The sequence below is a fragment of the Streptomyces sp. NBC_01408 genome, from assembly GCF_026340255.1.
In the GTDB taxonomy this organism is placed as follows: Bacteria; Actinomycetota; Actinomycetes; order Streptomycetales; family Streptomycetaceae; genus Streptomyces.
This window is the reverse complement of sequence record NZ_JAPEPJ010000001.1, coordinates 236,897-260,223: the sequence shown is the minus strand read 5'-3', so window position 1 is coordinate 260,223 and position 23,327 is coordinate 236,897. Positions and strand designations below refer to the sequence as shown.

Below are 23,327 nucleotides of genomic sequence, written 5' to 3'. Positions count from 1 at the left end.
CACAAGGTATGGACAGCGGGAATAAAGGCTACGCCTCCTGGGCCACCAGATGCAGACCGGGCGGGAGATCCGTCATGTAGGTCACATCGAACGGCGGGTTTCACCACCCGGAATGGCGGGAAACCAGCAGGGTTCGGGTAGGGGGCACCGAGGTTGCGGCCCGCTTGGCTTCGCACCCCTGACGATCCCGGGCACGTGTGGCCGAGATCATGTCCTTCCCACTCGAACCCTACGTCAACGTGGCGCCTGCGAGCTGCCCGGAAGCGTGACGCGGATGCGGCAGCCCCGTGACGATTCGGCCACTCCGATGTGCCCCCCGTGCAGCTCCACGGCCCACCGGGCGATCGCCAGGCCCAGCCCGGTGCCGCCGTCACCGCCGCGCGCGCTGCCCCGGTTGAACCGCTCGAAGACCAGGTGCCGCTCCGACTCGGGGATGCCGGGACCCTCGTCACGCACCTCCACGGCCAGGCTCCCGGGCTCCTCGCCCGCCCGGGCACGGACCGTGACCCGGCCGTGCGGGGGACTGTGCTTGACCGCGTTGTCGATCAGATTGGCCACCACCTGGTGCAGGCGCTCGGCGTCCGCGTACGCCCACAGCTCGGGCGGGAAGACGTCCAGGTGCAGGTGCACGTCGTTACGGGTGTGCCCGCCCGAGCCCGTGGACAGCCCGGGCCGCCCGGCGGCCGCCAGCGCCGACTCCTTCAGCACCCCCGACAGGTACGGCCACACCTCGAAGCGCCGGGCCCGCAGCGGGACCACCCCGTTGTCCACCCGGGACAGGTCCAGCAGGGTCTCCACGAGCCGGCCCAGCCGCTCCGTCTGCTTCAGCATCGTCCGCATGGTCTCCGGATCGGCGGCCGAAACCCCGTCCACCACGTTCTCCAGCACCGCCCGCAGCGCCGCGATCGGCGTGCGCAGCTCGTGCGAGACGTTCGCGACCAGCTCCTTGCGGTGCCGGTCCACCGCCTCCAGGTCGTCCGCCATCAGATTGATCGTCGAGGCCAGGTCGCCCAGCTCGTCCCGGCGCCCCGCCCCGCGCACCCGGCGGGTGTAGTCACCGCGGGAGATCGCCCGGGCCACCGTCGTCATGTCGTCGAGGGGCGCCGTCAGGCTGTGCGCCACGAACTGGGTGATCAGCATCGAGGCGATCACCGAGAAGACCGTGATGAACCGCAGCTCGGTGTCCGTGCGCAGGGCCACCAGCAGGAGCCCCGTGGTGATGAAGACCGAGACCACGACGAGCGTGCCCAGCTTCGTCTTGATCGAGAAGGGCGAGAACGGCCGCAGTCCGGCCCCGGACCGCTGCCCGGGCCGCCCGCTCATGCCTGGGCCGGGGTCTCCAGGGCGTACCCGACGCCGTGGACCGTACGGATCCGCTCCGCGCCGATCTTGCGCCGCAGGGCCTTGATGTGGCTGTCGACCGTACGGGTCCCCGACGCGTCGGCCCAGTCCCAGACCTCCGCCAGCAGCTGCTCCCGGGAGAGCACCGCCCGGGGGGTCCCGGCCAGGCACACCAGCAGGTCGAACTCGGTCGGCGTCAGGTGCACGTCCTCGGCCTGCACCCGGACCCGGCGCTGCGCGTGGTCGATCTCCAGGTCGCCCAGGCGCAGGGTGGCCCCGCGCGGGGTGTGCGCGGCGAGCGTGGCCCGTTCGACGCGCCGCAGGAGCACGTGCACCCGCGCGGCCAGCTCGCGCATCGAGAACGGCTTCGTCATGTAGTCGTCCGCGCCGACCCCGAGCCCGACCAGCAGGTCGGTCTCGTCGTCCCGGGCGGTGAGCATCAGCACCGGCACCGGCCGCTGCGCCTGGACCCGGCGGCAGACCTCCAGGCCGTCGAAGCCCGGCAGCATGATGTCCAGGACCAGCAGCTCGGGCAGCCAGCTCTCGGCCGCGGCCACGGCGGCCGGCCCGTCCTGGGCCGTCTGTACCTGGAAGCCCTCGGCGCGCAGCCGGGCCGCGATGGCCTCGGCGATGGTGCGGTCGTCCTCGACGACGAGCACACGCCGCTGGGCGCCGGGGGTCGCCGCAGCGCTGTTGTGGGTCGTGTGTGTCTGTTCCATGTCCGGTCCCGCCCCGTGAAGATCCCGCGTGATGGGGTGCAGCGTAGAGGAGGCACCGGCCTGCGGCTATGCGGGGTTCGGACAGGGCTCGGTTCGGTCAGGCTTGGAGGATATGCCGGGTGACCGGTCCGGCGGGAGTCCTAGCCCGCGGTAAACGGAGGCAGAGCCTCCAGCACCTTGGTCAGGACCGGAGGCAGAGCCTCCTGGTCACCGGCCACCTCGAAGCCGCCGTGTACGAACGTGTAGGAGAATCCGTCGAAGATCTTCGGGTCGCTCGTCGAGATCCTCGGCAGAGCGGCGAAGTCCGCCTCCCGCAGGGCGGTGCGCAGCTCCGCGAGCCGGGACTCCGACAGTTTTCCGCCACCCTCCGGCTTCGCCATCCGGTCGTGGCGGGTCCACGAGCCGTCGCCCGTGACGATCAGGGTGTGGGTGTCGCCCGCGAAGCCGCCGCTGCGGGACACCCGGACGAGGGTCTCGGTGGCGGACGGGGTCCGGCCGGGGGTCGCGCCGGGGCCGGTGGCCGCCGGGGAGGTCGGGGCGGGGCTCGCGGTCGTGCCGCCGCCCGGGGGCGGGCCCGTGGCAGGACCCGTGGCCGGGGGCGCCGTGGCGGAGGCCGGGGGCGCGTCGTCGCCGCCACCGGGAGCGGAGGGCCCGCAGCCCGCCAGGACCACCGCACTCAGCAGCACCGCCACCACCGCTCGGAACGCGCGCACACCCACCTCCGCGGGGACTGGGACCGAACCCCGAGTATGGAGTCCCCACGCACCGACGACCAGCACCCGGAGGCCGCCATCCGCCGCATCGCCCCCTGGCGCGTGCTGCCCCCGCTGCTCGCCGCCGCCCTCGGCCTCTGGGGCCTGCGGCGCGGCGGGAGCATGTGGCGCGACGAGTCCGTCACCTGGCAGGTGGCCCACCGGCCCCTCGGCGAGCTCTGGGAGCTGCTCGGCCAGGTCGACGCCGTGCACGGCCTGTACTACCTGCTGATGCACGGGGCGTTCCTGCTCTGGGACGGCGGCCTGTGGGCGCTGCGGCTGCCCTCCGTGGCCGCCACCGCCCTCGCCGCCGCCGGGGTCGCCGCCGTCGGCCACCGCCTCGCGGGGGAGCGGGTCGCGCTGATCTCCGGCCTCGCCTACGCCGCGCTGCCGCCCGTCCAGATGTACGCCCAGGAGGGCCGCTCCTACGCCATGGTCGCGGCGGCCGTGGTGTGGGCCACGTACCTGATGCTGCGCGAGCGCTGGACGGCGTACACGGCCGTGCTCCTGCTCGGCTGCTGGCTGCACGAGTTCGCCGCACTGGCCCTGCTCGCCCACGCCTTCGCCGCCTGGCGCTCGCGCGGCTGGCGCTGGAGCGCCGCGGCCGTCGTCGCCCTGCTGCTGCCGCTGGCCCTGGTGAGCGCGCGGCAGGCCCAGCAGCAGCTCGGCTGGCTCGGGCGGCCCAGCTGGCAGGACTGGGCGGCGTACGGGGTCCTCGCGGCCGCCGCGCTGCTGCTGGCCCGGGGGGCCGAGCGGGAGCTCGTCCGCGTGGCCCTGCCGCTGGCCCTGCTGCCGCCCGGGCTGCTGATGGCCGTCTCCCTGCTGCACCCCTGGTACGTCGACCGGTACGTGCTCTACGCGCTGGCCGGGCTCGCCCTGCTCGCCGGGGCCCGGCTGGCCCGGGTCCGGCACTGGTGGCCGTGGCTGCTCGTGGCGGCGCTGCTGGTGCCCCTCGGGTACTGGTCGGCCTGGCTGCGCACCCCGCAGAGCCGCAAGGACGACGTGCTCGCCGTGGCCGCCGCCGTCCGCGAACGGGCCCGGCCCGGGGACGCCGTGCTGTTCATGCCGTCCCGGCGCCGCGAGTGGCTGCTCTCCTCGCCCCAGGTGTACGAGGGCCTGCGCGACGTGGCCCTGGACCGCTCCCCGGCGGCTTCGCACAGCCTCCAGGGCACCGAACTGCCCCCGGAGGCGATCCGCTCCGCCCTGGCCGGCGCGCCCCGGGTGATCGCCCTGCTCGACCCGGAGGGGCAGCCGCTGGACCCGTACCCCGCCGAGGAGGCCAAACGCCGGGCCCTGGCCGCCGGCTTCGACCTCTGCTCGCTCACCGAGGTCCAGGGCGCCCGCGTCGCGCTGTACGCCAGGCCGGACGGCTGCGCCTGACCGTGGGCGGGGGCGGGGGCGCGGCGGCCCGGGCCCGGGCCGTGCCTGTGGCGGTGGCGGTGCCCGCGCCTGTGGCGGTTTGGCGGCGGCCCGGGGCCGTGTCCGTGTCGCGCCTGTGGCGGTGCCCGCGGCGGCCCGCGCTGCCCGTGGCGGTGGCCCTGGGCGTGGTGCCCGGCCCGGGGCGCTCGGGCCGCGACCGCCCATGCCCGTGCTCGTGCTCGTGGCGGTGCCCGCGACGGCCCGGGCCCGTGCCCGTGGCCACGCCTGTGGCGGTGGGCTCTGACCTGACCTGACCTGACCGTGGCCGTGGGCCTGGCCTGGGGGCTCCGAGCCGCGACGGCCCGTGCCCGCGGCGGTGGCCGTGGGACTGGCCCCGGGCGTTGCGGGCCGCGGCGGAGGCCGGAGGATGGGGCGTCCCGCGTCGCGCAGCCGGCGGGCCGCCCCGCCCGGGGCGGTCGGCCGAGCCCCAGGAGGTGCCGTATGCCCACGTCCCAGAACTCCGCATCCCGCGAGCCGGGATCCGGCGGGTCCGGGGCCTCCGGGGCCGCGCCCGGCACGGACCAGGGCCCCGGGGCCCTGGTCGGGGCCGACTGGCTGGCCGCGCGGCTCGGGGCGCCGGGTCTGGTGCTCTTCGACGCCTCCGTCGGCGCCCACCGGGGCGCGGACCACCGGATCCCGGGGGCCCGCCCGTTCGACCTCGACGGGGCCCTGTCCGACCACGAAGCCCCCGCCCCGCACACCATGCCCGGCCCCGCCGAGTTCACCGAGGCGCTGCGGGCCCTCGGCGTGGACGACGGCGACACCGTCGTCGTCTACGACGGAGCGGGCGTCTACTCCAGCGCCCGCGCCTGGTGGATGCTGCGCGCCATGGGCTTCGACCGGGCGGCCGTGCTCGACGGCGGACTGCCCGCCTGGACCGCCGCGGGCCTGCCCGTGGAGTCCACCGGCCCGGCGTACGCGGGCCCGCGCGGCTCCTTCACCGCCCGCCCCCGCGCCGGGCTGCTCGTCGGCAGCTCCACCGTCGCCGCCGCCCTGGCCGACCCGGCCGCGGCGGTGCTGGACGCCCGTACCCGCGAGCGCTTCGCCGGCACCGCGCCCGAACCCCGCCCCGGCCTGCGCGGCGGCCACATGCCCGGCGCGGTCAGCCTGCCGTTCGGCGAGCTCCAGCGGCCCGGCGGCCTGATGCGGCCCGCAGCCGAACTCCGCGAGACCTTCGCGGCGGTGGCGGGGGACCGGCAGCGGCTGTACTTCAGCTGCGGGTCGGGGGTCACGGCCTGCGTGCTCGCCCTCGGCGCCGACCTCGCCGGCTACCGGGAACTGGCCGTGTACGACGGCTCCTGGAGCGAGTGGGGCATGCCGTCGGAACTCCCCGTGGCCACCGGCCCGGCAGCAGGTCCGGCGACCGGCCCGGCGACGGGGGGATAGCCCCACCCCCGGTCCGGGTACCGCCCCCATCGGCCGGACGGCGCCGCTCCCCGAGGATCGGAGCATGACTTCTCACGCCACGTCACTTCGCCTCACCCGTACGGCGGCAGCCGCCCTCGGAGCCGGTCTGCTCCTGTCCGGCTGCTCCCTCACGGACGGCCCGAAGCGGACGGCGAGTGCCGACGCCACCGTCTCCGAAGCCGTCACCGCGGTCGAACTGACGGAGGCCCGGGCCGGCTCGATCGAGGTGGTCCCCGGCACCGGCCCCGGCGTCACCGTCCGCCGCACCGTCCACTACCGCGGCGACACCGAACCCACCCCGGGCCAGCAGGTGTCGGGCGGTGTGCTGACCTTCACCGACGGCTGCTCCGACACCTGCTTCATCGACTACCGCCTGGAGGTCCCGGCCTCCGCCGAGGTCCGGCTCGGCAACAGCAGCGGCAAGATCACCGTGGCGGGGGTGGCGGCCGCCGACCTGACGTCCGAATCCGGCGCGGTCGAGGTCGACCGGATCGCGGGCCCGCTGAAGATCCGTACCTCCTCGGGCGCGATCACCGCGACCGGCCTGGCCGGTCCGAGCGCCGACATCCGCTCCGACTCGGGCGACACCCGCCTGGACTTCGCGCAGGCCCCGGCCTCGGTGGCCGCCGAATCCAGCTCCGGGGACGTCACCCTGAAGGTCCCCGCGGCGGCCTACCGGGTCGCGGTCTCCACCACCTCCGGCGCCCGCGAGGTCTCCCTGCCCACCGACCCCGCGGCCGCCTCCGCCCTCTCGGCGAAGACCACCTCGGGCGACGTCCGCATCTCTGCTGCCGGCTAGGGCCAGACAGCGGCTCCGGAGCTGTTCGCCCCGGGCGAACGGGTGTTGGGGAACATCGGGGGACGCAGATGCATTGAGTCGGCATAGCTCAACTTCACTGCCGGAGGGAAGATCATGGCTTCGACGTCCGTAACGCTCACCCTGCCCGTGCTGCCGCTCGACGACGAGGTCGTGCTGCCCGGAATGGTCGTTCCCCTGGACCTGTCCGACGCCGAGGTACGGGGGGCCGTGGAGGCCGCCCAGGCGGCGGCCGGGACCGGGAAGCCCCGGGTGCTGCTCGTACCGCGCGTCGACGGGAAGTACGCGGGCACCGGCGTGCTGGGGACCGTCGAACAGGTCGGCCGGCTCTCCGACGGGGACCCCGGGGCGCTCATCCGCGGCCGCGGGCGCGTCCGCATCGGGGCCGGGACCACCGGCCCCGGGGCCGCGCTCTGGGTCGATGGCGAAACCGTGGACGAGAACGTGCCGGACCCGCTGCCCGGCGTGGTCGCCGAGCGGGTCAAGGAGTACAAGGCGCTCGCCACCAGTTGGCTCAAGAAGCGCGGGGCCTGGCAGGTCGTGGACCGGGTCCAGCAGATCGAGGGGGTCTCCGCGCTCGCCGACAACTCCGGGTACTCCCCCTTCCTGACGCTGGAGCAGAAGGTCGAACTGCTGGAGACCGGCGACGCCGTCACCCGCCTCGGCCTCGCCATCAAGTGGCTCAGGAACCACCTGGCCGAACAGGACGTGGCCGAGTCCATCGCCAAGGACGTCCAGGACGGCGTGGACAAGCAGCAGCGCGAGTTCCTGCTCCGCAGGCAGCTGGAGGCCGTCCGCAAGGAACTCCGCGAGCTGAACGGGGAGAAGGACGGCGAGGAGTCCGACGACTACCGCGCCCGCGTCGAGGCCGCCGACCTCCCCGAGAAGGTCCGGGAGGCCGCGCTCAAGGAGGTCGAGAAGCTGGAGCGGTCCAGCGACCAGTCGCCCGAGGGCTCCTGGATCCGGACCTGGCTCGACACCGTCCTGGAACTCCCCTGGAACGAGCGGACCGAGGACCAGTACGACATCCGGAGCGCCCGGGCCGTCCTCGACGCCGAACACGCGGGCCTCAGTGACGTGAAGGACCGCATCACCGAGTACCTCGCCGTGCGCAAGCGGCGCTCCGAGCGCGGGATGGGTGTCATCGGCGGACGCCGCGGGGGCGCGGTGCTCGCCCTGGTCGGACCGCCAGGCGTCGGCAAGACCTCCCTCGGCGAGTCGGTGGCCCACGCCATGGGCCGCAAGTTCGTCCGCGTCGCCCTCGGCGGCGTACGGGACGAGGCCGAGGTACGAGGACACCGCCGGACCTACGTCGGCGCCCTGCCGGGCCGGATCGTCCGGGCCATCAAGGAGGCCGGGTCGATGAACCCGGTGGTCCTCCTCGACGAGATCGACAAGGTGGGCTCCGACTTCCGCGGCGACCCCGCCGCCGCGCTGCTGGAGGTCCTCGACCCGGCGCAGAACCACACCTTCCGGGACCACTACCTGGAGGTGGAGCTGGACCTGAGCGACGTGGTGTTCCTGGCCACCGCCAACGTCCTGGAGGCCATCCCCGAGGCGCTCGCAGACCGGATGGAGCTCGTCCGCCTCGACGGGTACACCGAGGACGAGAAGGTGGTCATCGCACGGGACCACCTGCTGCCGCGCCAGCTGGAGCGCGCCGGGCTCGGCGCCGACGAGGTCGTCCTGGAGGAGGACGCCCTGCGCAGGCTGGCCGGGGAGTACACCCGCGAAGCGGGCGTCCGCACCCTGGAACGCTCCCTCGCGCGACTGCTGCGCAAGGTGGCGTCGCAGCACGAGCTGGGCGAACGGGAGTTGCCCTTCCGGATCGGCGCCGGTGAACTGCGGGCGCTCATCGGGCGACCGCACCACGTGCCGGAGGCCGCCCAGGACCCGGCCGAACGGCGCACCGCCGTACCCGGTGTGGCCACCGGCCTCGCCGTCACCGGAGCCGGCGGCGACGTGCTCTTCGTCGAGGCCTCGCTGGCCGACCCGGAGACGGGCGCGGCCGGCCTGACCCTGACGGGCCAGCTCGGCGACGTCATGAAGGAGTCGGCGCAGATCGCCCTCAGCTTCCTGCGCTCGCACGGCGCGGAACTGGAGCTTCCCGTCGCCGACCTCAAGGACCGGGGCGTGCACATCCACTTCCCAGCGGGAGCGGTGCCCAAGGACGGCCCGAGCGCGGGCATCACCATGACGACGGCGCTCGCCTCGCTGCTCTCCGGGCGGCAGGTGCGCACCGACGTGGCGATGACGGGTGAGGTCTCGCTGACCGGGCGGGTCCTGCCGATCGGCGGGGTCAAGCAGAAGCTGCTGGCCGCGCACCGGGCCGGGCTGACCACCGTGATCATCCCGAAGCGCAACGAGGCCGACCTGGACGACGTCCCGGCCGAGGTGCTGGAGGGGCTGGAGGTGCACCCCGTGACGGATGTGCGCCAGGTCCTGGAACTCGCCCTGGACCGGTCGCAGGCCTCGGTCACGGCCGCCGCCTGACCGGCCCGCCGACCGGCCGCCTGACCGGCCGACCGTACGGCCCGGGACCCCGCCCCGGCGGGGCCCCGGGCCGTCGGCGCGCCCACTGCGAAATACTGGCGGCTCACACCACCGATGGGAGCGGGACGTGCACGGGAGCGAAGACCAGGAGTTCCTTGCCCTGGAGCGGGAGCTGTCCGTCTTCCTCCGGCGCGCACGCGCCTCGTCCGGGGAGATGGCCCGCGCCCTCCACCCCGAGCTGGAGCCCGCGGCGTACGGGCTCCTCACCCGCCTGGAGGCCGCCGGACGGCAGCGGGCCACCGAGCTCGCCGCCTACTTCGGGGTCGGCAAGGCCACCATGAGCCGCCAGCTGCGGGCCCTGGAGGTCCTCGGCCTGGTGGCCCGCGAGCCGGACCCCGCGGACGGCCGGGCCTTCCTGGTCGACCTCACCGAGGAGGGCCGCGAGCGCTTTCTGCGGGTACGCGACGCCCGGCGCGAGCAGTACATGCGCAAGCTCTCCGGCTGGGACCGCGGCGAGGTGGCGGAACTGGCCCGCCTGCTGAACCAGCTGAACACGGGCGGGGAGTAGGGGGCGCCGCGGGGTGGGGACGCGCAGGAGTGTCCCCGCAGGACGAGCGCGCAACCGGGGCCGATCCTCACGCAGCCGGACCCAAGTGCGCGAGCCGAGGAGACACTCCGGAGCGTCCCCGCCCCACGGCGCCCGGCCCCCGGCGGAACCGGCGCCCGGCCCCCGGCGGACCCCCACGCGGCGCGTTTCCTGGGGCTCCGCCCCAGACCCCGCGCCTCAAACGCCGGCGGGGCTGTCTTTTCAGCCCGTCCGGCGTTTGAGGACCGGGTCCGGGCGGAGCCCGGGGAACCGGCCCGCTAAAGCTCTGCGTACACCGCCGACGCGTCGTCGTGGCGCTTGTACGGGGCCGGCGGGCGGGCCGGGTCGGACTCGATCGCCCGGACCCGGCCGATCAGCCCCTGGGCGCCCTCCTTGCGCAGCACCCCCAGGCACTCGGCCCAGTCGCCCTCCCCGAAGTGGTCCGTCCACCGGCTCGCCCCGTCGGTGAGCGCCGCCACCGCACGGACCTCCCCGCGCGGGGTGCGCCCGGTCACCGCCCGGGCCGCCACCGCCGGATCGGCCGCCGCCGTGAAGAAGCCGCCCTCCGCGTTGCGCAGGGCGTCCGTCGCCGCCACCGACCGCAGCACCTCCCGGGGGACCCGGTCCAGCCGGTCGTCGAGCACCGCCGTCACCTCGCCCCCGGGCGCCTGGAGCAGCAGTACCGAATCCGAGAGCACGAGGTGCTCCACGTAGGCCTCGTCCCAGCGGACCACGACCACCGTCGCCTGCGGCGTCCGCACGTGAGAAAGGTCACAGGTATCGCGGTGCGCCTCGGCCGTGGCGCGGACCGACTCGGCCAGGATCCGGTCCAGCGGCATGTCCCGCCGCGATCCGGACAGTTCGGTCAATCGGCCCCCGAGGCGGGCCGCGAACCACGGGACTCCGTGCACGCACCCGTCCTCACCGCGTGGCGGGGTGACCCCGTCCAGGACGACCAGGACGCCCCCTCCGCAGGCGGGCAGCGCGGCCGACACCCAGTCCTCATTGGGGCGTTCCGGGTTGCCGGGGGTGGAGGCGAGGTCGATGCGCATACCCGCATTCTGCCCGGCGGGCCCGGCCGCGCCCGGGAAGTCCGTACCGAAGCGGGCGGGAGGGGCGCCGGCCCCTCGGCGCACCCGACGGCCCCGGAATCCCGGCCCCGGGCGTGCGATGTGGCCGGGCATCCTGCCAAAGGCCGCATCGATCTTTCAACCACCCGTCCGCGGAGGCGCTCTGGCACGGGGTGTCCGAGTTGGTTGCCAACTCTTCCGTGATGTTCACTCGTTCGAGTGGCCGGGTGGGCGATGTGCGGCTCTCCCCCCATCACACTGCAAAGGTCTGAGGCGGTACGAGGGGGCAGGGGGCGTTTACTTGTTGACCGGCCGTTACCTCGGCCACACGAGTAGACGAGCACGAGCACACGTACAGGATTGCGAGCACCGGTGCAGAAGAAGCGGTCTCGGAAGAACGGCACCGCCATCGACGGCCCGGCCCCCGCAGGACGCCGCGTCCGCGTGCGCCGCAGGCTGGTCGTAGGCGTAGCCGTCGCCGGCCTCACTGTCCTAGCGGCCGGCGCACCCGCCGTCGTCACCGCCTCGACGGAACTCAAGGATTCCCAACGCCTGGTCACCCTCGCGGAACAGACCAGGCAGACCCTCACCCTCGCGCACCTCCTCGGCGACGAGCGCGACGCCGTCATCGAGTACGTCGCCAAGGGCCGTCCCGGCGCCGCCAAGGGCGCCGTCCAGGAGCGCGCCACCCGCACCGACCGGCAGCTCGCCGAGGTCCGGGCCGAGGCCGACGAGGAACTCGCCCGCGCCCTCGGCCGGGTCCTGGCCGTGCGCGCCGAGGCCGTCGACGGCAAGGGCAGCGCCCTCGCCGCCCACCAGGCCTACGCCGGCGTCATCGCCGAACTCCTCGCCCCGGGCGACCGGCTCACCGAGCTGACGCCGCCGCGCGCCGAGGCCGCCCTGGCCACCGTCCGGCCGCTGGCCCCGCTGGGGCAGGCCGTGGAACAGGCCTCGGCCACCCGTGGACTGCTGCTCGCCGCGCTGGCCGTCCCCCGCGGCGAGCAGCTCCCCAACTCGGCCGTGACGGACGAACTCACCACCGCCGCACAGCGGGCCCGCGTACGGGAACAGGCCGCCCTGGAGGACTTCGCGCGGGTCGCCCGGCCCGACGTACGCCAGACCCTCGCCGCGACCGTCACCGGACCCGAGGTCAAGGCGGCCGACGACCACCTCAAGCGGCTCACCGAGCGGCCCACCCTGTCCCCGGCCGACCGCCGGACCGACGGGGCCACCATCGCCCCCGCGCTCACCGCCCGCATCGACCGGATGCGGTCCGTCGAATCCACCCTCGCCGGCCAGCGGGCCACCGCGCTCGCCGGGCTGCGCGACGACGACGTGACCCGGCTGGAGACCCTCGTCGGGCTGCTGGGCGTGCTGTTCCTGGTCGCAGTGGGCGTCTCCACCGCCGTGGCGCGCTCGCTGACCCGCCCGCTGTCGGTCCTGCGCCGGGGCGCGGAGCGGCTGGCAACGCCGGAGGGCTCGGTGGAGCCGGTGCGCTTCACCGGCCGCAACGACGAGTTCGCCGAGGTCGTCCGCCACCTGAACGCGGTCCGCGACCAGACCGTCTCCCTGCACACCCGGATCGCCGGGCTCGACGCCGACCGCCGCCGGCTCATCGGCCGCAACGAGGCGCTGACGTCCAGCCGGGAGGTGCTGGAGGAGGAGCTGACGAAGCTCCGCGCAGGCCTGGAGGAACACCGCCGGGTCATGTCCACGACCTCCGTCTCCCTGTCCCTGCGGACCCTGGGCCTGGTCGAGCGCCAGCTCGCGGTCATCGAGGAACTGGAGTCCAAGGAGCAGGACCCGGACCGGCTGGCGACCCTGTTCAAGCTGGACCACCTGGCGACCGTGATGCGCCGCCACAACGAGAACCTGCTGGTCCTCGCCGGGCAGGAACACGGCCACGGCCAGGTGCTCCCGGTACCGCTGGTCGACGTCATGCGCGCCGCCGTCAGCGAGATCGAGCGCTACGAGCGCGTCGACCTCGCGGACCTGCCCTCGTACATCCAGGTGGCGGGACACGCCGCCGACGACATCTCGCACCTGCTGGCCGAACTCCTGGAGAACGCGACGACCTTCTCGCCGCCGGAGGTCAAGGTCAAGGTGTCCGGCCGGCTGCTGGACTCCGGTGAAGTGGTGCTGTCCGTCGTGGACGAGGGCATCGGGGTCACCGAGGACCGGCTGGAATCGCTGAACTCCCGGCTGTCCACGCCCGAGGCCTACGACGAGGAATCCGAGGCGGAACACGGCCTGGGCCTCGGCCTGTACGTGGCCGGGCGGCTCGCGGCCCGGCACGGGGTCACCGCGGAGCTGCGCGCCCCGCGGCACGGCGGGACCGAGGCCCTGGTGGTCGTCCCGGCGGCGCTCCTCCCGGCCGGCGCGCCGGTGTCCCCGGTCCACACCCTGGCCACGCCGGGCGGGCCCGCGCTGCGCCTGCCGGGCGTGATCGCGGAGGCGAACGAGAACACCCTGCCGGCGCGCGTGCGCGGAGCCGAGGCGGCGGAGCGGCCGGCGGAGCCCGCGCAGGAGCAGGAGCCCGCGCAGGAGCAGGAGCCCGCGCAGGAGCAGGGGCCCGCGCAGGAGCAGGAGCCCGCGCAGACGGCCTCGCCCGAGGCCGGCGTCGCCGAGCTGCTGCCCGAGCCCGCCGCGGCCGAGGAGCTGCTGGCCCGGGTGGTTCCGGATGCCGCCCCGGAGACGTTCGCGGCTCCGGCGCAGGCCGAAGCCGAGCCCGAAGCCGAGGCCGAGTCCGGGGCCGCGCCCGAGGCCGGGGTCGCCGAGCTGCTGCCCGAGCCCGCCGCGGCCGAGGAGCTGCTGGCCCGGGTCGTCGCCGAGGCCGACCCGGTGGCCTTCGCCGACCCGCTGGACGGCCCGCTGCCGCCCGCCGAGCAGGTCTTCACCGTCCCGGCACCGGCCACCGCGCCGGAGCCCGAGCCCGGGCCGGAGCCCGCTCCCACCCCCGAGCCGGAGGCGGACCCGCACAGCCACACCGCCGACGAGGGCAACTGGATCCCCCGCCAGGGCGGCCACCCCACCGACCACGCCGACCCCGCCCCGGGCGCCCCCGCAGACCCGACCGTCACCGGCAAGGGCCTGCCGAAGCGGACCCCGCGCACGGTGGCCACCGGGCGCGTGGACGACGTACGGCCCGACGCGAAGCCCGAGCCGCCGCGCAAGGTCGACGCCGACGAACTGCGCCGCCGCCTCGGCGGGTTCTACCAGGGCGCCCAGGACGGGCGGCGCGTGGTCGCCGCCGAGCTCGCACAGGACCGCGACCAGGACGACGCGCAGGATCAGGGGCAGGATCAGGGGCAGGACCAGGGGCAGGGGCAGACCGACCGGGGGGACACCGCACAGGAGGCACGCACATGACCGCGCCCAGTACGTACGGACTGAGCACCCAGGCCCGCAACCTGCAGTGGCTGCTGACCGACCTGGTCGAGGAGGTGCCCGGCGTCAACTCCGTCGCCGTCGTGTCCTCGGACGGGCTCCTGCTGCTGTCCTCCGATCCGGCCGGCCCAGCCGGACCGGCGGGCCCCGCCGAGAGCCCACGGCGCCCCACCGGCCCGCGCGGCGCCTCCGCCGACCTCGCCACCATCGTCTCCGGCCTCGGCAGCCTCACCACCGGCGCCGCAGCCCTCATGGACGGCGGATCCGTCAAGCAGACCATGGTGGCGATGGAGCACGGCTCCGTCTTCGTCATGGCCATCAGCGACGGCTCGCTGCTCGGGGTGCACGCCACCCCCGACTGCGACATGAGCGTCGTCGCCTACCACATGGCCCTGTTCGTCGGCCGCGCCGGCCACGTCCTGACCCCCGAAGTCCGCAGCGAGCTGCGCCAGTCGATGGAGAACACCCCGTGAGGAGTCCGGCCTCCGACCGGCTGCCGATACGCGGCGCCGACCGCCGCCCCGCCCGTGTCCGTCCCTACTCCCTCACGGGCGGCCGCACCCGCTTCACGCAGGTCCTGCTGGTGGAGACCTTCGTCGCCGCCCTGGAGACCAAGGCGTCCGAGCCGCAGAAGCCCGACCGCATGCCCGAGATGCCCGCCATCGTCGAGGTCTGCCGCCGCATGCGCACGATCGCCGAGATAGCCGCGCTGCTGAAGCTGCCGCTCGGCGTGGTCCGCGTCCTGGTCAGCGACCTCGCCGACCAGGGAAGGATCCGCGTCTACGGGACCGGGCACGGCACCGGCCGCCCCGAACGCGCACTGCTCGAAAGGGTGCTCAGTGGCCTCCGCCGTCTCTGACCGGCCGGTCCCGCCGGTGGCGCCGACGGCCGACGACGAGCCTGTCCAGCCCTGGCAGTACGACCGCTCCCGCGCACCCGTCGCCGTCAAGGTCCTGGTCGCGGGTGGTTTCGGCGTGGGCAAGACCACCTTCGTCTCCTCCGTCTCCGAGATCACCCCGCTGCGCACCGAGGCGGTGATGACCCAGGCCGCCGCCCCGACCGACGACCTCTCCGGCACCCCGGACAAGAACACCACCACCGTCGCCATGGACTTCGGCCGCGTCACCCTCGCCGACGACCTCGTCCTCTACGTGTACGGGACCCCGGGCCAGGAGCGGTTCTGGTTCATGTGGGACGACCTGGTGCGGGGGGCCGTAGGCGGCATCGTCCTGGCCGACACCCGCCGGCTGCGCGACTGCTTCCCCGCGCTCGACTACTTCGAGAGCTGCGGGCTCCCGTACGCCGTCGCCGTCAACCACTTCGAGGGCTCGCGGTCGTACGAGCCCGAGGACGTGCGCGAGGCGCTCACGATCCCGCCGGACGTACCCGTGGTGATCATGGACGCGCGGCGTCGGCCGACGGTCGTGGAATCCCTGCTGACGCTGGTGGGGCACGCCCTCGACTCCACTCCCGAATAGACCCGAATCGAGAACGTGAGATGCGCAAGATACTCGTCGTGGGAGCGGGCCAGTCCGGTCTCCAGCTCGCCCTCGGACTCCAGTCGAAGGGGTACGAGGTCACCCTCATGTCCAACCGGACGGCGGACGAGATCCGCACCGGACGGGTCATGTCCACGCAGTGCATGTTCGACACCGCGCTCCAGCACGAGCGCGACCTCCGGATCAACTTCTGGGAGCAGCAGGCCCCGAAGATCCAGGGCCTCGGCGTCTCCGTCGCCGCCCCCGACGGCACCCGCGCCATCGACTGGCTCGGCCGCCTCAAGGGCTACGCGCAGTCCGTCGACCAGCGGGTGAAGATGGCCGGCTGGCTCGACACCTTCGCGCAGCGCGGCGGACAGCTCGTCATCCACGGCGCCTCCGTCGCCGACCTCGACTACTTCTCCCGCACGTACGACCTGACGCTGGTCGCCGCGGGCAAGGGCGAGCTGGTGTCGATGTTCGGCAGGGACGCGGTGCGCTCCCCCTACGACGCCCCGCAGCGCGTGCTCGCGGTCTCGTACGTGCACGGACTCGACCCGCGCCCGGAGCACCCGGACACCGAGGCCGTCCGCTGCAACCTGGTGCCGGGCGTCGGCGAACTCTTCGTCATGCCGACCCTCACCACCTCCGGCCGGGCGGACATCCTGTTCTGGGAGGGCATCCCGGGCGGCCCGCTGGACGCCTTCCAGGGCGTCAAGGACCCGGCGGAACACCTGGCGCTGACGCTGGACCTGATGGAGAAGTTCACGCCCTGGGAGCACGCCCGGGCGACGAAGGCGGAGCTGACGGACGCGGGCGCCACCCTGGCCGGCCGCTACGCGCCGGTGGTCCGCAACCCCATCGGCCGCCTCCCGGGCGGCGGGCTCGTGCTCGGTGTCGCGGACGTGGTCGTCGCCAACGACCCGATCACCGGCCAGGGCTCGAACTCCGCCGCCAAGTGCGCGGCCTCGTACCTCTCCTCGATCCTGATGCACGGGGACAAGCCGTTCGACGAGTCGTGGATGAAGGCGACCTTCGACAAGTACTGGTTCACCACGGGCAAGCCGGTCACCCAGTGGACGAACGCGATGCTGGGCGTCCCGCCGGAGCACGTGCTGAACCTGATCGGCGCCGCCGGGCAGCTCCAGCCGGTGGCGGATCGATTCGCCAACGGCTTCGACAACCCGGCCGACTTCGACGCGTACTTCTACGACCCCGAGGACGCGGCGGACTACCTGGCGGAGGTGGCCGCATCGGCGTCGCCGTCCGGCTCGTCGTCCGACTCGCCGGACTCGCCTTCCGGCGCCGACTCGGCCGAGTAGCCCGCGTCGTCCCCCGCCGCCGCCCCCTCGGGCAGCGGCGGGGGCACGAAGCGGTCCAGCGGAGCCCCCTCCGGATCCGGCCGCACCGCCCCGAGCAGCGGGTTCGCGGCGACGGGCGACACCTTGACCCGCGCCCCGGGGCGCGGCGCCTGGATCACCTTGCCGTCGCCGATGTACAGGCCCACATGCGTGGCCTTGGGGAAGTAGACCACCAGGTCACCCGGGCGCAGCTGATCGAGCGGCACCTTCGGCAACTGCGCCCACTGCTCCTGGCTGGTCCGCGGAATGCTCCGCCCCGCATGTGCCCAGGCCTGCGAGGTGAGCCCCGAGCAGTCGAAGGACCCCGGTCCCTCGGCGCCCCAGACGTACGGCTTGCCGATCTGGGCCGCCGCGTACGTCAGCGCCACGCCCCCGGCGGCCGTCGGCGTACGGGCGGCCGCGGCGCCGGGGCTCCCCAGCCGGCCCGAATCCACCAGCTTCCGCTGCGCGTCGGCGGTGTTCTCGGCCTCCCGCGCACCCAACTGCGTGAGCTGCGCGGGAGTCAGCGAAGACAGCATCCGCTCCACCGCCCGGAGCTGCGAGGCCACCTCGTCCTTGTGCCGCTTGCGCTCCGCGGCCAGGTTCTGCTCCGCGTCCAGGGCCTTGCGGGCCCGGACGGCGAGCGCCCCCGCCTCCCGCTCACCCCGCACGAGCCGCTCCAGTACGGCAGCCCGCCGGGCACCCTCACGGGCGACGAGCCGACGCTGGTCGAGCGCGACCCGGGGATCCCCGGCCAGCAGCATCCGGGCGTACGGGGACAGGCCCCGCGAGGCCTGGTACTGCTCCCGGGCCAGCCGCCCGGCGGCGGCCTTCTCGGAGCCGAGGGCGGTACGGGCCTTCCCGAGCTCGGAGGCCAGCCGCCGCTCCTCACCCTGACGGGCCCCCAGCGCGGCCTCGGTGGCGTTGTACGCCTCGGTCGCCTCCTCGGCCTTCTGGTACAGGCCCTGCAGACGGGTGAGCAGCGCCCCGACGGACTCACCGGGCCCGGCGGGCTCGGCGTGGGCGCCGGGAAGCGGCCCGGCCGTGACGAGCGCGGGTACGAGCACTGTGGCGATGCAGGCGGCGCGAAGCGGCCGACGTGACATGGGGTCACCTCCGAGGCGCCGATGCTGCCACGCCCGGTATGACAAATCCCCCACCCGATTCGGCCAGCCGCCCGAACTCCCCCGTGTGGCCCTGGGGGTGGGGTGGGGCGGGGGCTTGGGGGGCCTGCTACCCGTGAGGCTCATCAGGGAGGGTTTGGGGGTTTCCCGTCAGTCCCATCGTCTTGCCGTGTCGGGCCGGCCCCTCAAGGGCGCTCCCTTCGGTCGCGTCGCTTCGCGATGGCCTGCGGCCACCCTTGACCGGCCGTCCCGCCCCGGAAAGACAGGACTGTCGGGAAGCCCCCAAAAGAACGGTTACCTGGGTACGGACAGAGGAGCGGGGACATCAGCGATGGGCGGCCCGGTCTCCAGCGGCACGACCGAGCCCGGCCCCACCACCATCTGACGGACGCCGGGGGCGCGGGTACGGCCACCCACCAGCAGACAGCGGTGAGATGGGGGCCGGAAGCGGGGGCGCGTCAACTTGCCACGTGCTCTTCCCGTCTCAGCGTCCGCAGCCCGTCTGTGGCTTCTACGCTTTCAGAACAGGACGCCCGGCCTGAGGGAGATCCGGCAAGCCGGCCATTGCTGCCCAGCCAAACCGCGTTGTACGTTCGGCCCGTTGGGCTGCGTCGTGGTACTCACTGTCGTCGTACCAGCCACCCGGTCAGGGGTCGCACCGTGCCATTGCTCCTGCAACGCCATAATCGCGAAATGCTCGCCCCATCCTCGCAAGAGGCGAGCATCAATTCACGGCCGCAGGTTAAGCGGCTCCGCTACCCTCTTGACAGTAGGAGTCCCTACCGTCCTTCCTCAGGCATACAGTGAGCGTCAGCTTCTGCCCTTCCGGAATATTTATAGAGTTCTCCTTGCATGTGTTATAGCCCCCAGCGACGGTGGTTGACCAGAGCGGGCCGTCATGGCGACGCAGATATGCCACTGCCGCGTACCCGTCCTCTTGCAGATCGCAGACCACTACATTGTCACCATTGGCTTGAAAGGTTGCGCCTCCTCCCGGACGGCTATCTTTGGTTTTTACGGTGATGTTTGTTCCCGCCCACGCATTTCCACTCGACAGCATGAGAAGTCCGGCCGCAATCGCGCCAGTGAAAGCGATTCTACGCTTCATGAATTCCCCCAGGGTAGTGTTTGCGCAGGGATACCGCGCCCTTCGCAGCCTAAACAGCGAAACACGCCTACGGCAAGATATTAATGCGCCAATGGGCGGGGGAAATGGGAGTTTTACGTCGAATTTGGTTTTCGCCTAGAATTGCCGGGATTGAAGTGCCCTGAAGCCCGGATCGCAATCCACCACTCGGCCGCCGGGCGGACCGGCGACGGTCTGTCCGGGGTGGGACTCGAAGACGGTGCCGTCGCGCTTCCGATGACCGCGAGGCCGTAGACGACGTGCAGAGTCTGGCCGACAGCGTGGGAGTGCCAGTGGGTGCGGGTGCCGGGGGAGAAGCGGACCAGGTGCGGCGTGGCTGCCGCCTGTGCAGGTTCTGCAGGGAGGCCCGGTGCGTGCTGGTGCCCTGTGGAAGTTGGACGAGGAACTCGCGCCGGTCAGTGAGGGGACCCGAGGAGACGGCGAGGTCGTACCAGTCCTCCCGCCCGGCCGCACCCCACCCACCCCGCACCCCGCCCACTTCCGCAGCCTGCCCCGGCCGGAGCCCCCACCCCCTACCCGCCCAGCAGGCGTGCCTTGGCCCTTGTGAATTCCTCCGGGGTCAGGTGGCCCTGGCGGGCCAGGTCGGCCAGTTGGGCCAGTTCCGCCGCCAGGCCTGCCCGGGGGGTGTCCGCCGGGCCGGGGTCCGGGGAGTCCGTGTCCGCGGGCTCCTCCGGCCAGGGCTGGTCCTCCGGCCAGGGTGTCTCGTCGGGCCAGGGCTCGTCGGGTTCCGTCCGGCCCGGCGGGCCCGGGGCGGGGCGGCCGGGCGGGGTGTCCGGGTGGACCGTGCCCGCCTCCGGTGCGCCCGCCGCACGGGCCAGGAGGCCCCGTAGGAGCGGTCGGCCGCGGGGGCGGTCCGCCGGGGTCACCGCCACCCCCACCGGCCGGATGAACATCAGGCCACCCCCGCCCGGGCACCCGGTGAGACCCGGTCCGGCGGGATGCGCACCGACCCGACGATCCGGCCGCCTGCGGCCCGTACGGCGATGGCTGCGTCCTCGGCCCACACGTGCTCGACCACCAGCAGCAGCGCGCAGCTCCCGCGCTCCAGCAGCCCCGCCGCCTCCTGGACGTCCTCCGGCCCGATCAGCCGCGCTACGTCCCGGCCCGTCAGCAGGCCCCGTAGCTCTACGAACTCGTCGAACTCCGCCGCGAATACGTCGCCCGAGGCGGTTCTCGTCGCCACGAGCCCGTCGATCAGCCGGACCACGCCGGTCTTGCGCAGTCCCATCACGGCCTCGACCGCCGGCACTCGCAGCTGCTCCTCCGGGAAGGCGAGGACGATGAATTCCACAGGTCCCATGTGCCTCGGCTCCTCACTCCTGACCGATTCTGACGACTCTTCGGCACTCTATGACATAAGCGGACATAGCATCCTTCTGCTTGCTACGTTTCGCGTATGACCGCTCTGACGGCGAAGGTGGCGGAGCCCGCGCCCCCACCTCCCGACGCCCGCGCTCCCAAGCGCCGCGGCGTCGAGCTGACGCTCCTCGCCGGCGCCGTCCTGGTCTCGGTCCTCGGCTACCTCTACGTCGGCCTCGCCACCACCGGCCACATCCCGCGCCCCGCCGCCCGCTACGCCGGCGGCCTCGCCGTCACCGCGCTGCTCGCGCACCTCGCCGTCCGGCTCAGGGCCCCGTACGCCGACCCGCTCGTGCTGCCGATCGCCTTCCTGCTCAACGGGCTCGGCCTGGTCCTCATCCAGCGCCTCGACGTGACCACGCCCGCCCACCTCACCGCCGGGGACCAACTGCGCTGGTCCGCGCTCGGGGTGGCGCTGTTCGTGCTCGTCGTGGCGCTGCTGCGCGACCACCGGGTGCTGCAGCGTTACGCGTACCTGTCGGTCGCCGCCGCCCTCGTGCTGATGCTCGTCCCGGTCTTCTTCCCGGCGGTCAACGGTGCCCACATCTGGATCCGGTTCGCCGGACTGTCCTTCCAGCCGGGGGAGTTCGCCAAGATCCTGCTCGCCGTCTTCTTCGCCTCCTACCTCGCCGCGAACCGCACCGCCCTCGCGCTCACCGGCCGCCGGCTCTTCTGGAGGCTCCGTCTCCTTCCCGGCCGTGTCCTCGGGCCGATCCTCGCCATCTGGCTGCTGAGCGTCGGCCTGCTCGTCCTGGAGCGGGACCTCGGGACCTCGCTGCTGTTCTTCGGCCTCTTCGTGATCATGCTGTTCACCGCCACCGGGAGGATCGGCTGGATCGCGATCGGCCTGGTCCTGGCGGCGGTGGGCGCGTACGCCGTCGGGACCTTCGAGCCGCACGTGCACAGCCGCGTGGACGACTGGCTGAATCCTTTCGCCTCCATCGACCGCGGCGAAGGACCCGGCCAGCTCGCCCAGTCCCTCTTCGCCTTCGGCGCCGGCGGCCTGCTCGGCGCGGGGCTCGGCCACGGCCAGTCCTTCCTCATCGGCTTCGCCGCCAAGTCGGACTTCATCCTCGCCACCGCGGGCGAGGAGCTCGGGCTCGTCGGCCTCACCGCGATCCTGCTGCTCTACGGGCTCCTCGTCTCCCGCGGTTTCCGCACCGGGCTCGCGCTGCGCGATCCCTTCGGCCGGCTGCTCGCCACCGGCCTGGCCTCGATCGTCGCGCTCCAGGTGTTCGTCATCGCCGGAGGGGTCAGCGGGCTCATCCCGCTCACCGGCATGGCCATGCCCTTCCTCGCCCAGGGCGGCTCCTCCGTCGTCACCAACTGGATCATCGTCGCGCTGCTGGTCCGGCTGAGCGACAGCGCCCGCAGGCCCGAACCGCGGGAGGGCGCCGAGTGATCCGCTACATCCGCTGGTGCGCGTACTTCTGTGCGCTGCTGCTCGTCGCCCTGCTCGTCAACATCGCCCGGGTGCAGGTCTGGGAGTCCGCCGCCTACGGAGCGAACCCGGCCAACAAGCGCCCCGCGATCGAGCGGTACGCCGAACCCCGCGGGGACATCCTGGTCGACGGGCGGCCCGTCACCGGCTCCCGCGACAGCGGCCAGCTGCTGCGCTACGAGCGGACGTACGCCCACGGCCCGCTGTACGCGCCCGTCACCGGTTTCTCCTCGCAGACGTACGGGACCAGCTTCGTCGAGCGCGCCGAGGACGCGGTCCTGTCGGGGACGGATCCGGGCCTGTCCGCGTTCCCGCTCTGGTACGACTTGGCGCGCGGCCGGCCCGGCGGCGGGAACGCCGCCACCACCGTCCGGGCCGCCGTGCAGCGGGCCGCGTACGCCGGGCTCGCGGGCAAGCGCGGGGCGGTGGCCGCCGTCGAGCCGGCCACCGGGAGGATCCTCGCGCTGGTCAGCAGCCCCTCCTACGATCCCTCCGTGCTCTCGGGTACGGGCCCGCGGGCCGAGGAGGCCTGGACGCGGCTGAACGCGGACCCGGCGAAGCCGATGCTCAACCGGGCGCTGCGCGAGACGTACCCGCCCGGCTCCACCTTCAAGATCGTGACGGCGGCGGCCGCTCTGGACGCGGGCGTGGTCACCGATGTGGACGCGCCGACCGAGACCCCCGACCCCTATCCGCTGCCGGGGACCAGCACCCTGCTGCCGAACGCGGCCACGGGCTGCCGGGACGCCTCGATGGCGGAGGCGGTGCAGTGGTCCTGCAACACGGTGATGGCGAAGATCGGGGTGCGGGTCGGGCTGCGCGGGATGGTGGAGGCGGCGGAGCGGTTCGGCTTCAACGACGAGGGGCTGCGGGTGCCCTCGTGGGTGTCGCGGTCGAACTTCGACACCGACATGAGCCAGGACCAGCTGGCGCTGTCCTCCATCGGGCAGTTCAACACCAAGGCGACGCCCCTGCAGATGGCGATGGTGGCGGCGGCGGTGGCCAACGGGGGCGAGGTGAGGACCCCGTATCTGGTGGACCGGACCACGCAGGACGACGGCGACCCGGTCCGCCGCGCCGACCAGCGCACCCTGGGCCGGGCCATGAACCCGGCCACCGCCCTGCGGCTCCAGGAGCTGATGGTGAAGGTGGTGGAGGACGGTACGGGCAAGAACGCGGCGATCCCCGGCGCGGTGGTCGGCGGCAAGACCGGCACCGCGCAGCACGGCGTCGGCAACGCGGGCACCCCGTACGCCTGGTTCATCTCCTGGGCCAAGGCGCGGGAGGCGCCCCTGCCGGGGGTCGCGGTGGCGGTGGTGGTCGAGGACGCCTCGGCGGTCCGGGGCGACATCAGCGGCAACGGAGCGGCCGCGCCGATCGCGCGGGCGGTGATGCGGGCGGCACTGCGGGAACGCTGAGAGCACCTTCCGCGTCCCGGCCGGCGAAT

General features: G+C 73.7%; 19 protein-coding genes and 1 pseudogene. 12 read left to right on the top strand and 8 right to left on the bottom strand.

The features are described 5' to 3' along the window. Window positions 1-234 precede the first annotated feature (234 nt). From OG447_RS01130 to OG447_RS01120, 3 genes are all read right to left on the bottom strand, one after another. Window positions 235-1,323: a HAMP domain-containing sensor histidine kinase gene (locus OG447_RS01130; protein WP_266934288.1), complete on the bottom strand. Its 1,089-nt coding sequence runs from the start codon at window positions 1,321-1,323 to the stop codon at window positions 235-237. Further along, window positions 1,320-2,060 carry a response regulator transcription factor gene (locus OG447_RS01125; RefSeq protein ID WP_266934287.1) on the bottom strand — a complete coding sequence of 247 codons (741 nt, stop codon included), beginning with the start codon at window positions 2,058-2,060 and terminating at the stop codon, window positions 1,320-1,322. The genes OG447_RS01130 and OG447_RS01125 overlap by 4 nt, the downstream gene beginning before the upstream one ends. 140 nt (window positions 2,061-2,200) lie before the next feature. Then, entirely contained in the window at window positions 2,201-2,773 is a 573-nt protein-coding gene (locus OG447_RS01120) for a hypothetical protein (RefSeq protein ID WP_266934286.1), read from the bottom strand. A 36-nt stretch (window positions 2,774-2,809) separates the two neighbouring features. Between OG447_RS01120 and OG447_RS01115 the strand changes: the two genes are divergently transcribed. The 5 genes from OG447_RS01115 to OG447_RS01095 all read left to right on the top strand — a co-directional run bounded on the left by OG447_RS01115 (window position 2,810) and on the right by OG447_RS01095 (window position 9,516). Next, a complete protein-coding gene (locus OG447_RS01115) occupies window positions 2,810-4,192 on the top strand; it encodes a hypothetical protein (protein ID WP_266934284.1) in 1,383 nt (460 codons plus the stop codon). A gap of 480 nt (window positions 4,193-4,672) precedes the next feature. Further along, entirely contained in the window at window positions 4,673-5,617 is a 945-nt protein-coding gene (locus OG447_RS01110) for a sulfurtransferase (RefSeq protein ID WP_266934283.1), read from the top strand. 64 nt (window positions 5,618-5,681) lie between these two features. After that, window positions 5,682-6,437, top strand: coding sequence for a DUF4097 family beta strand repeat-containing protein (locus OG447_RS01105; protein ID WP_266934282.1), 756 nt, complete (start codon window positions 5,682-5,684; stop codon window positions 6,435-6,437). Between the two features lie 114 nt (window positions 6,438-6,551). After that, window positions 6,552-8,948 carry an endopeptidase La gene (gene lon, locus OG447_RS01100; RefSeq protein ID WP_266934281.1) on the top strand — a complete coding sequence of 799 codons (2,397 nt, stop codon included), beginning with the start codon at window positions 6,552-6,554 and terminating at the stop codon, window positions 8,946-8,948. A 127-nt stretch (window positions 8,949-9,075) separates the two neighbouring features. Beyond that, window positions 9,076-9,516, top strand: a complete 441-nt coding sequence (locus OG447_RS01095; RefSeq protein ID WP_266934280.1) for a MarR family winged helix-turn-helix transcriptional regulator — start codon at window positions 9,076-9,078, stop codon at window positions 9,514-9,516. A 296-nt stretch (window positions 9,517-9,812) separates the two neighbouring features. Here the strand turns inward: OG447_RS01095 and OG447_RS01090 are convergent, their stop codons facing one another. Beyond that, window positions 9,813-10,586 carry a protein phosphatase 2C domain-containing protein gene (locus tag OG447_RS01090; protein WP_266934279.1) on the bottom strand — a complete coding sequence of 258 codons (774 nt, stop codon included), beginning with the start codon at window positions 10,584-10,586 and terminating at the stop codon, window positions 9,813-9,815. 390 nt (window positions 10,587-10,976) lie between these two features. On the opposite strand from OG447_RS01090, the gene OG447_RS01085 reads away from it, so the two are divergent. From OG447_RS01085 to OG447_RS01065, 5 genes are read left to right on the top strand one after another with little or no spacing between them, the layout of a single operon-like run. Beyond that, window positions 10,977-13,973 (top strand): nitrate- and nitrite sensing domain-containing protein, encoded by a 2,997-nt coding sequence (locus tag OG447_RS01085; protein ID WP_266934278.1) that lies wholly within the window; start codon window positions 10,977-10,979, stop codon window positions 13,971-13,973. Continuing rightward, window positions 13,970-14,464, top strand: coding sequence for a roadblock/LC7 domain-containing protein (locus OG447_RS01080; protein ID WP_266934277.1), 495 nt, complete (start codon window positions 13,970-13,972; stop codon window positions 14,462-14,464). Before OG447_RS01085 ends, OG447_RS01080 begins: the two co-directional genes overlap by 4 nt. Further along, entirely contained in the window at window positions 14,461-14,850 is a 390-nt protein-coding gene (locus tag OG447_RS01075) for a DUF742 domain-containing protein (protein WP_266934276.1), read from the top strand. Before OG447_RS01080 ends, OG447_RS01075 begins: the two co-directional genes overlap by 4 nt. A gap of 16 nt (window positions 14,851-14,866) precedes the next feature. After that, complete coding sequence (locus OG447_RS01070; protein WP_266938697.1) at window positions 14,867-15,469, top strand: ATP/GTP-binding protein; 603 nt, start codon at window positions 14,867-14,869, stop codon at window positions 15,467-15,469. A gap of 20 nt (window positions 15,470-15,489) precedes the next feature. After that, on the top strand, window positions 15,490-16,791 hold the full coding sequence (locus tag OG447_RS01065) for a styrene monooxygenase/indole monooxygenase family protein (protein ID WP_266934275.1): 1,302 nt from the start codon (window positions 15,490-15,492) through the stop codon (window positions 16,789-16,791). Here the strand turns inward: OG447_RS01065 and OG447_RS01060 are convergent. The 4 genes and pseudogenes from OG447_RS01060 to OG447_RS01045 all read right to left on the bottom strand — a co-directional run bounded on the left by OG447_RS01060 (window position 16,701) and on the right by OG447_RS01045 (window position 20,380). Next, window positions 16,701-17,915: a C40 family peptidase gene (locus tag OG447_RS01060; RefSeq protein WP_266934274.1), complete on the bottom strand. Its 1,215-nt coding sequence runs from the start codon at window positions 17,913-17,915 to the stop codon at window positions 16,701-16,703. The two genes, OG447_RS01065 and OG447_RS01060, sit on opposite strands and share 91 nt — an antisense overlap. A gap of 1,318 nt (window positions 17,916-19,233) precedes the next feature. Further along, a pseudogene (locus tag OG447_RS01055) lies at window positions 19,234-19,388 on the bottom strand (cupin domain-containing protein); the annotation flags it as partial. Between the two features lie 204 nt (window positions 19,389-19,592). Further along, window positions 19,593-19,973 (bottom strand): SHOCT domain-containing protein, encoded by a 381-nt coding sequence (locus tag OG447_RS01050; protein ID WP_266934273.1) that lies wholly within the window; start codon window positions 19,971-19,973, stop codon window positions 19,593-19,595. Continuing rightward, a complete protein-coding gene (locus tag OG447_RS01045) occupies window positions 19,973-20,380 on the bottom strand; it encodes a DUF6325 family protein (RefSeq protein WP_266934272.1) in 408 nt (135 codons plus the stop codon). The genes OG447_RS01050 and OG447_RS01045 overlap by 1 nt, the downstream gene beginning before the upstream one ends. 96 nt (window positions 20,381-20,476) lie before the next feature. Here OG447_RS01045 and OG447_RS01040 point away from each other — a divergent pair, with 96 nt between their 5' ends. Together OG447_RS01040 and OG447_RS01035 are read left to right on the top strand one after the other, a co-directional pair. Continuing rightward, complete coding sequence (locus OG447_RS01040; RefSeq protein WP_266934271.1) at window positions 20,477-21,841, top strand: FtsW/RodA/SpoVE family cell cycle protein; 1,365 nt, start codon at window positions 20,477-20,479, stop codon at window positions 21,839-21,841. Continuing rightward, complete coding sequence (locus OG447_RS01035; RefSeq protein WP_266934270.1) at window positions 21,838-23,298, top strand: penicillin-binding transpeptidase domain-containing protein; 1,461 nt, start codon at window positions 21,838-21,840, stop codon at window positions 23,296-23,298. Before OG447_RS01040 ends, OG447_RS01035 begins: the two co-directional genes overlap by 4 nt. Window positions 23,299-23,327: the final 29 nt, after the last annotated feature.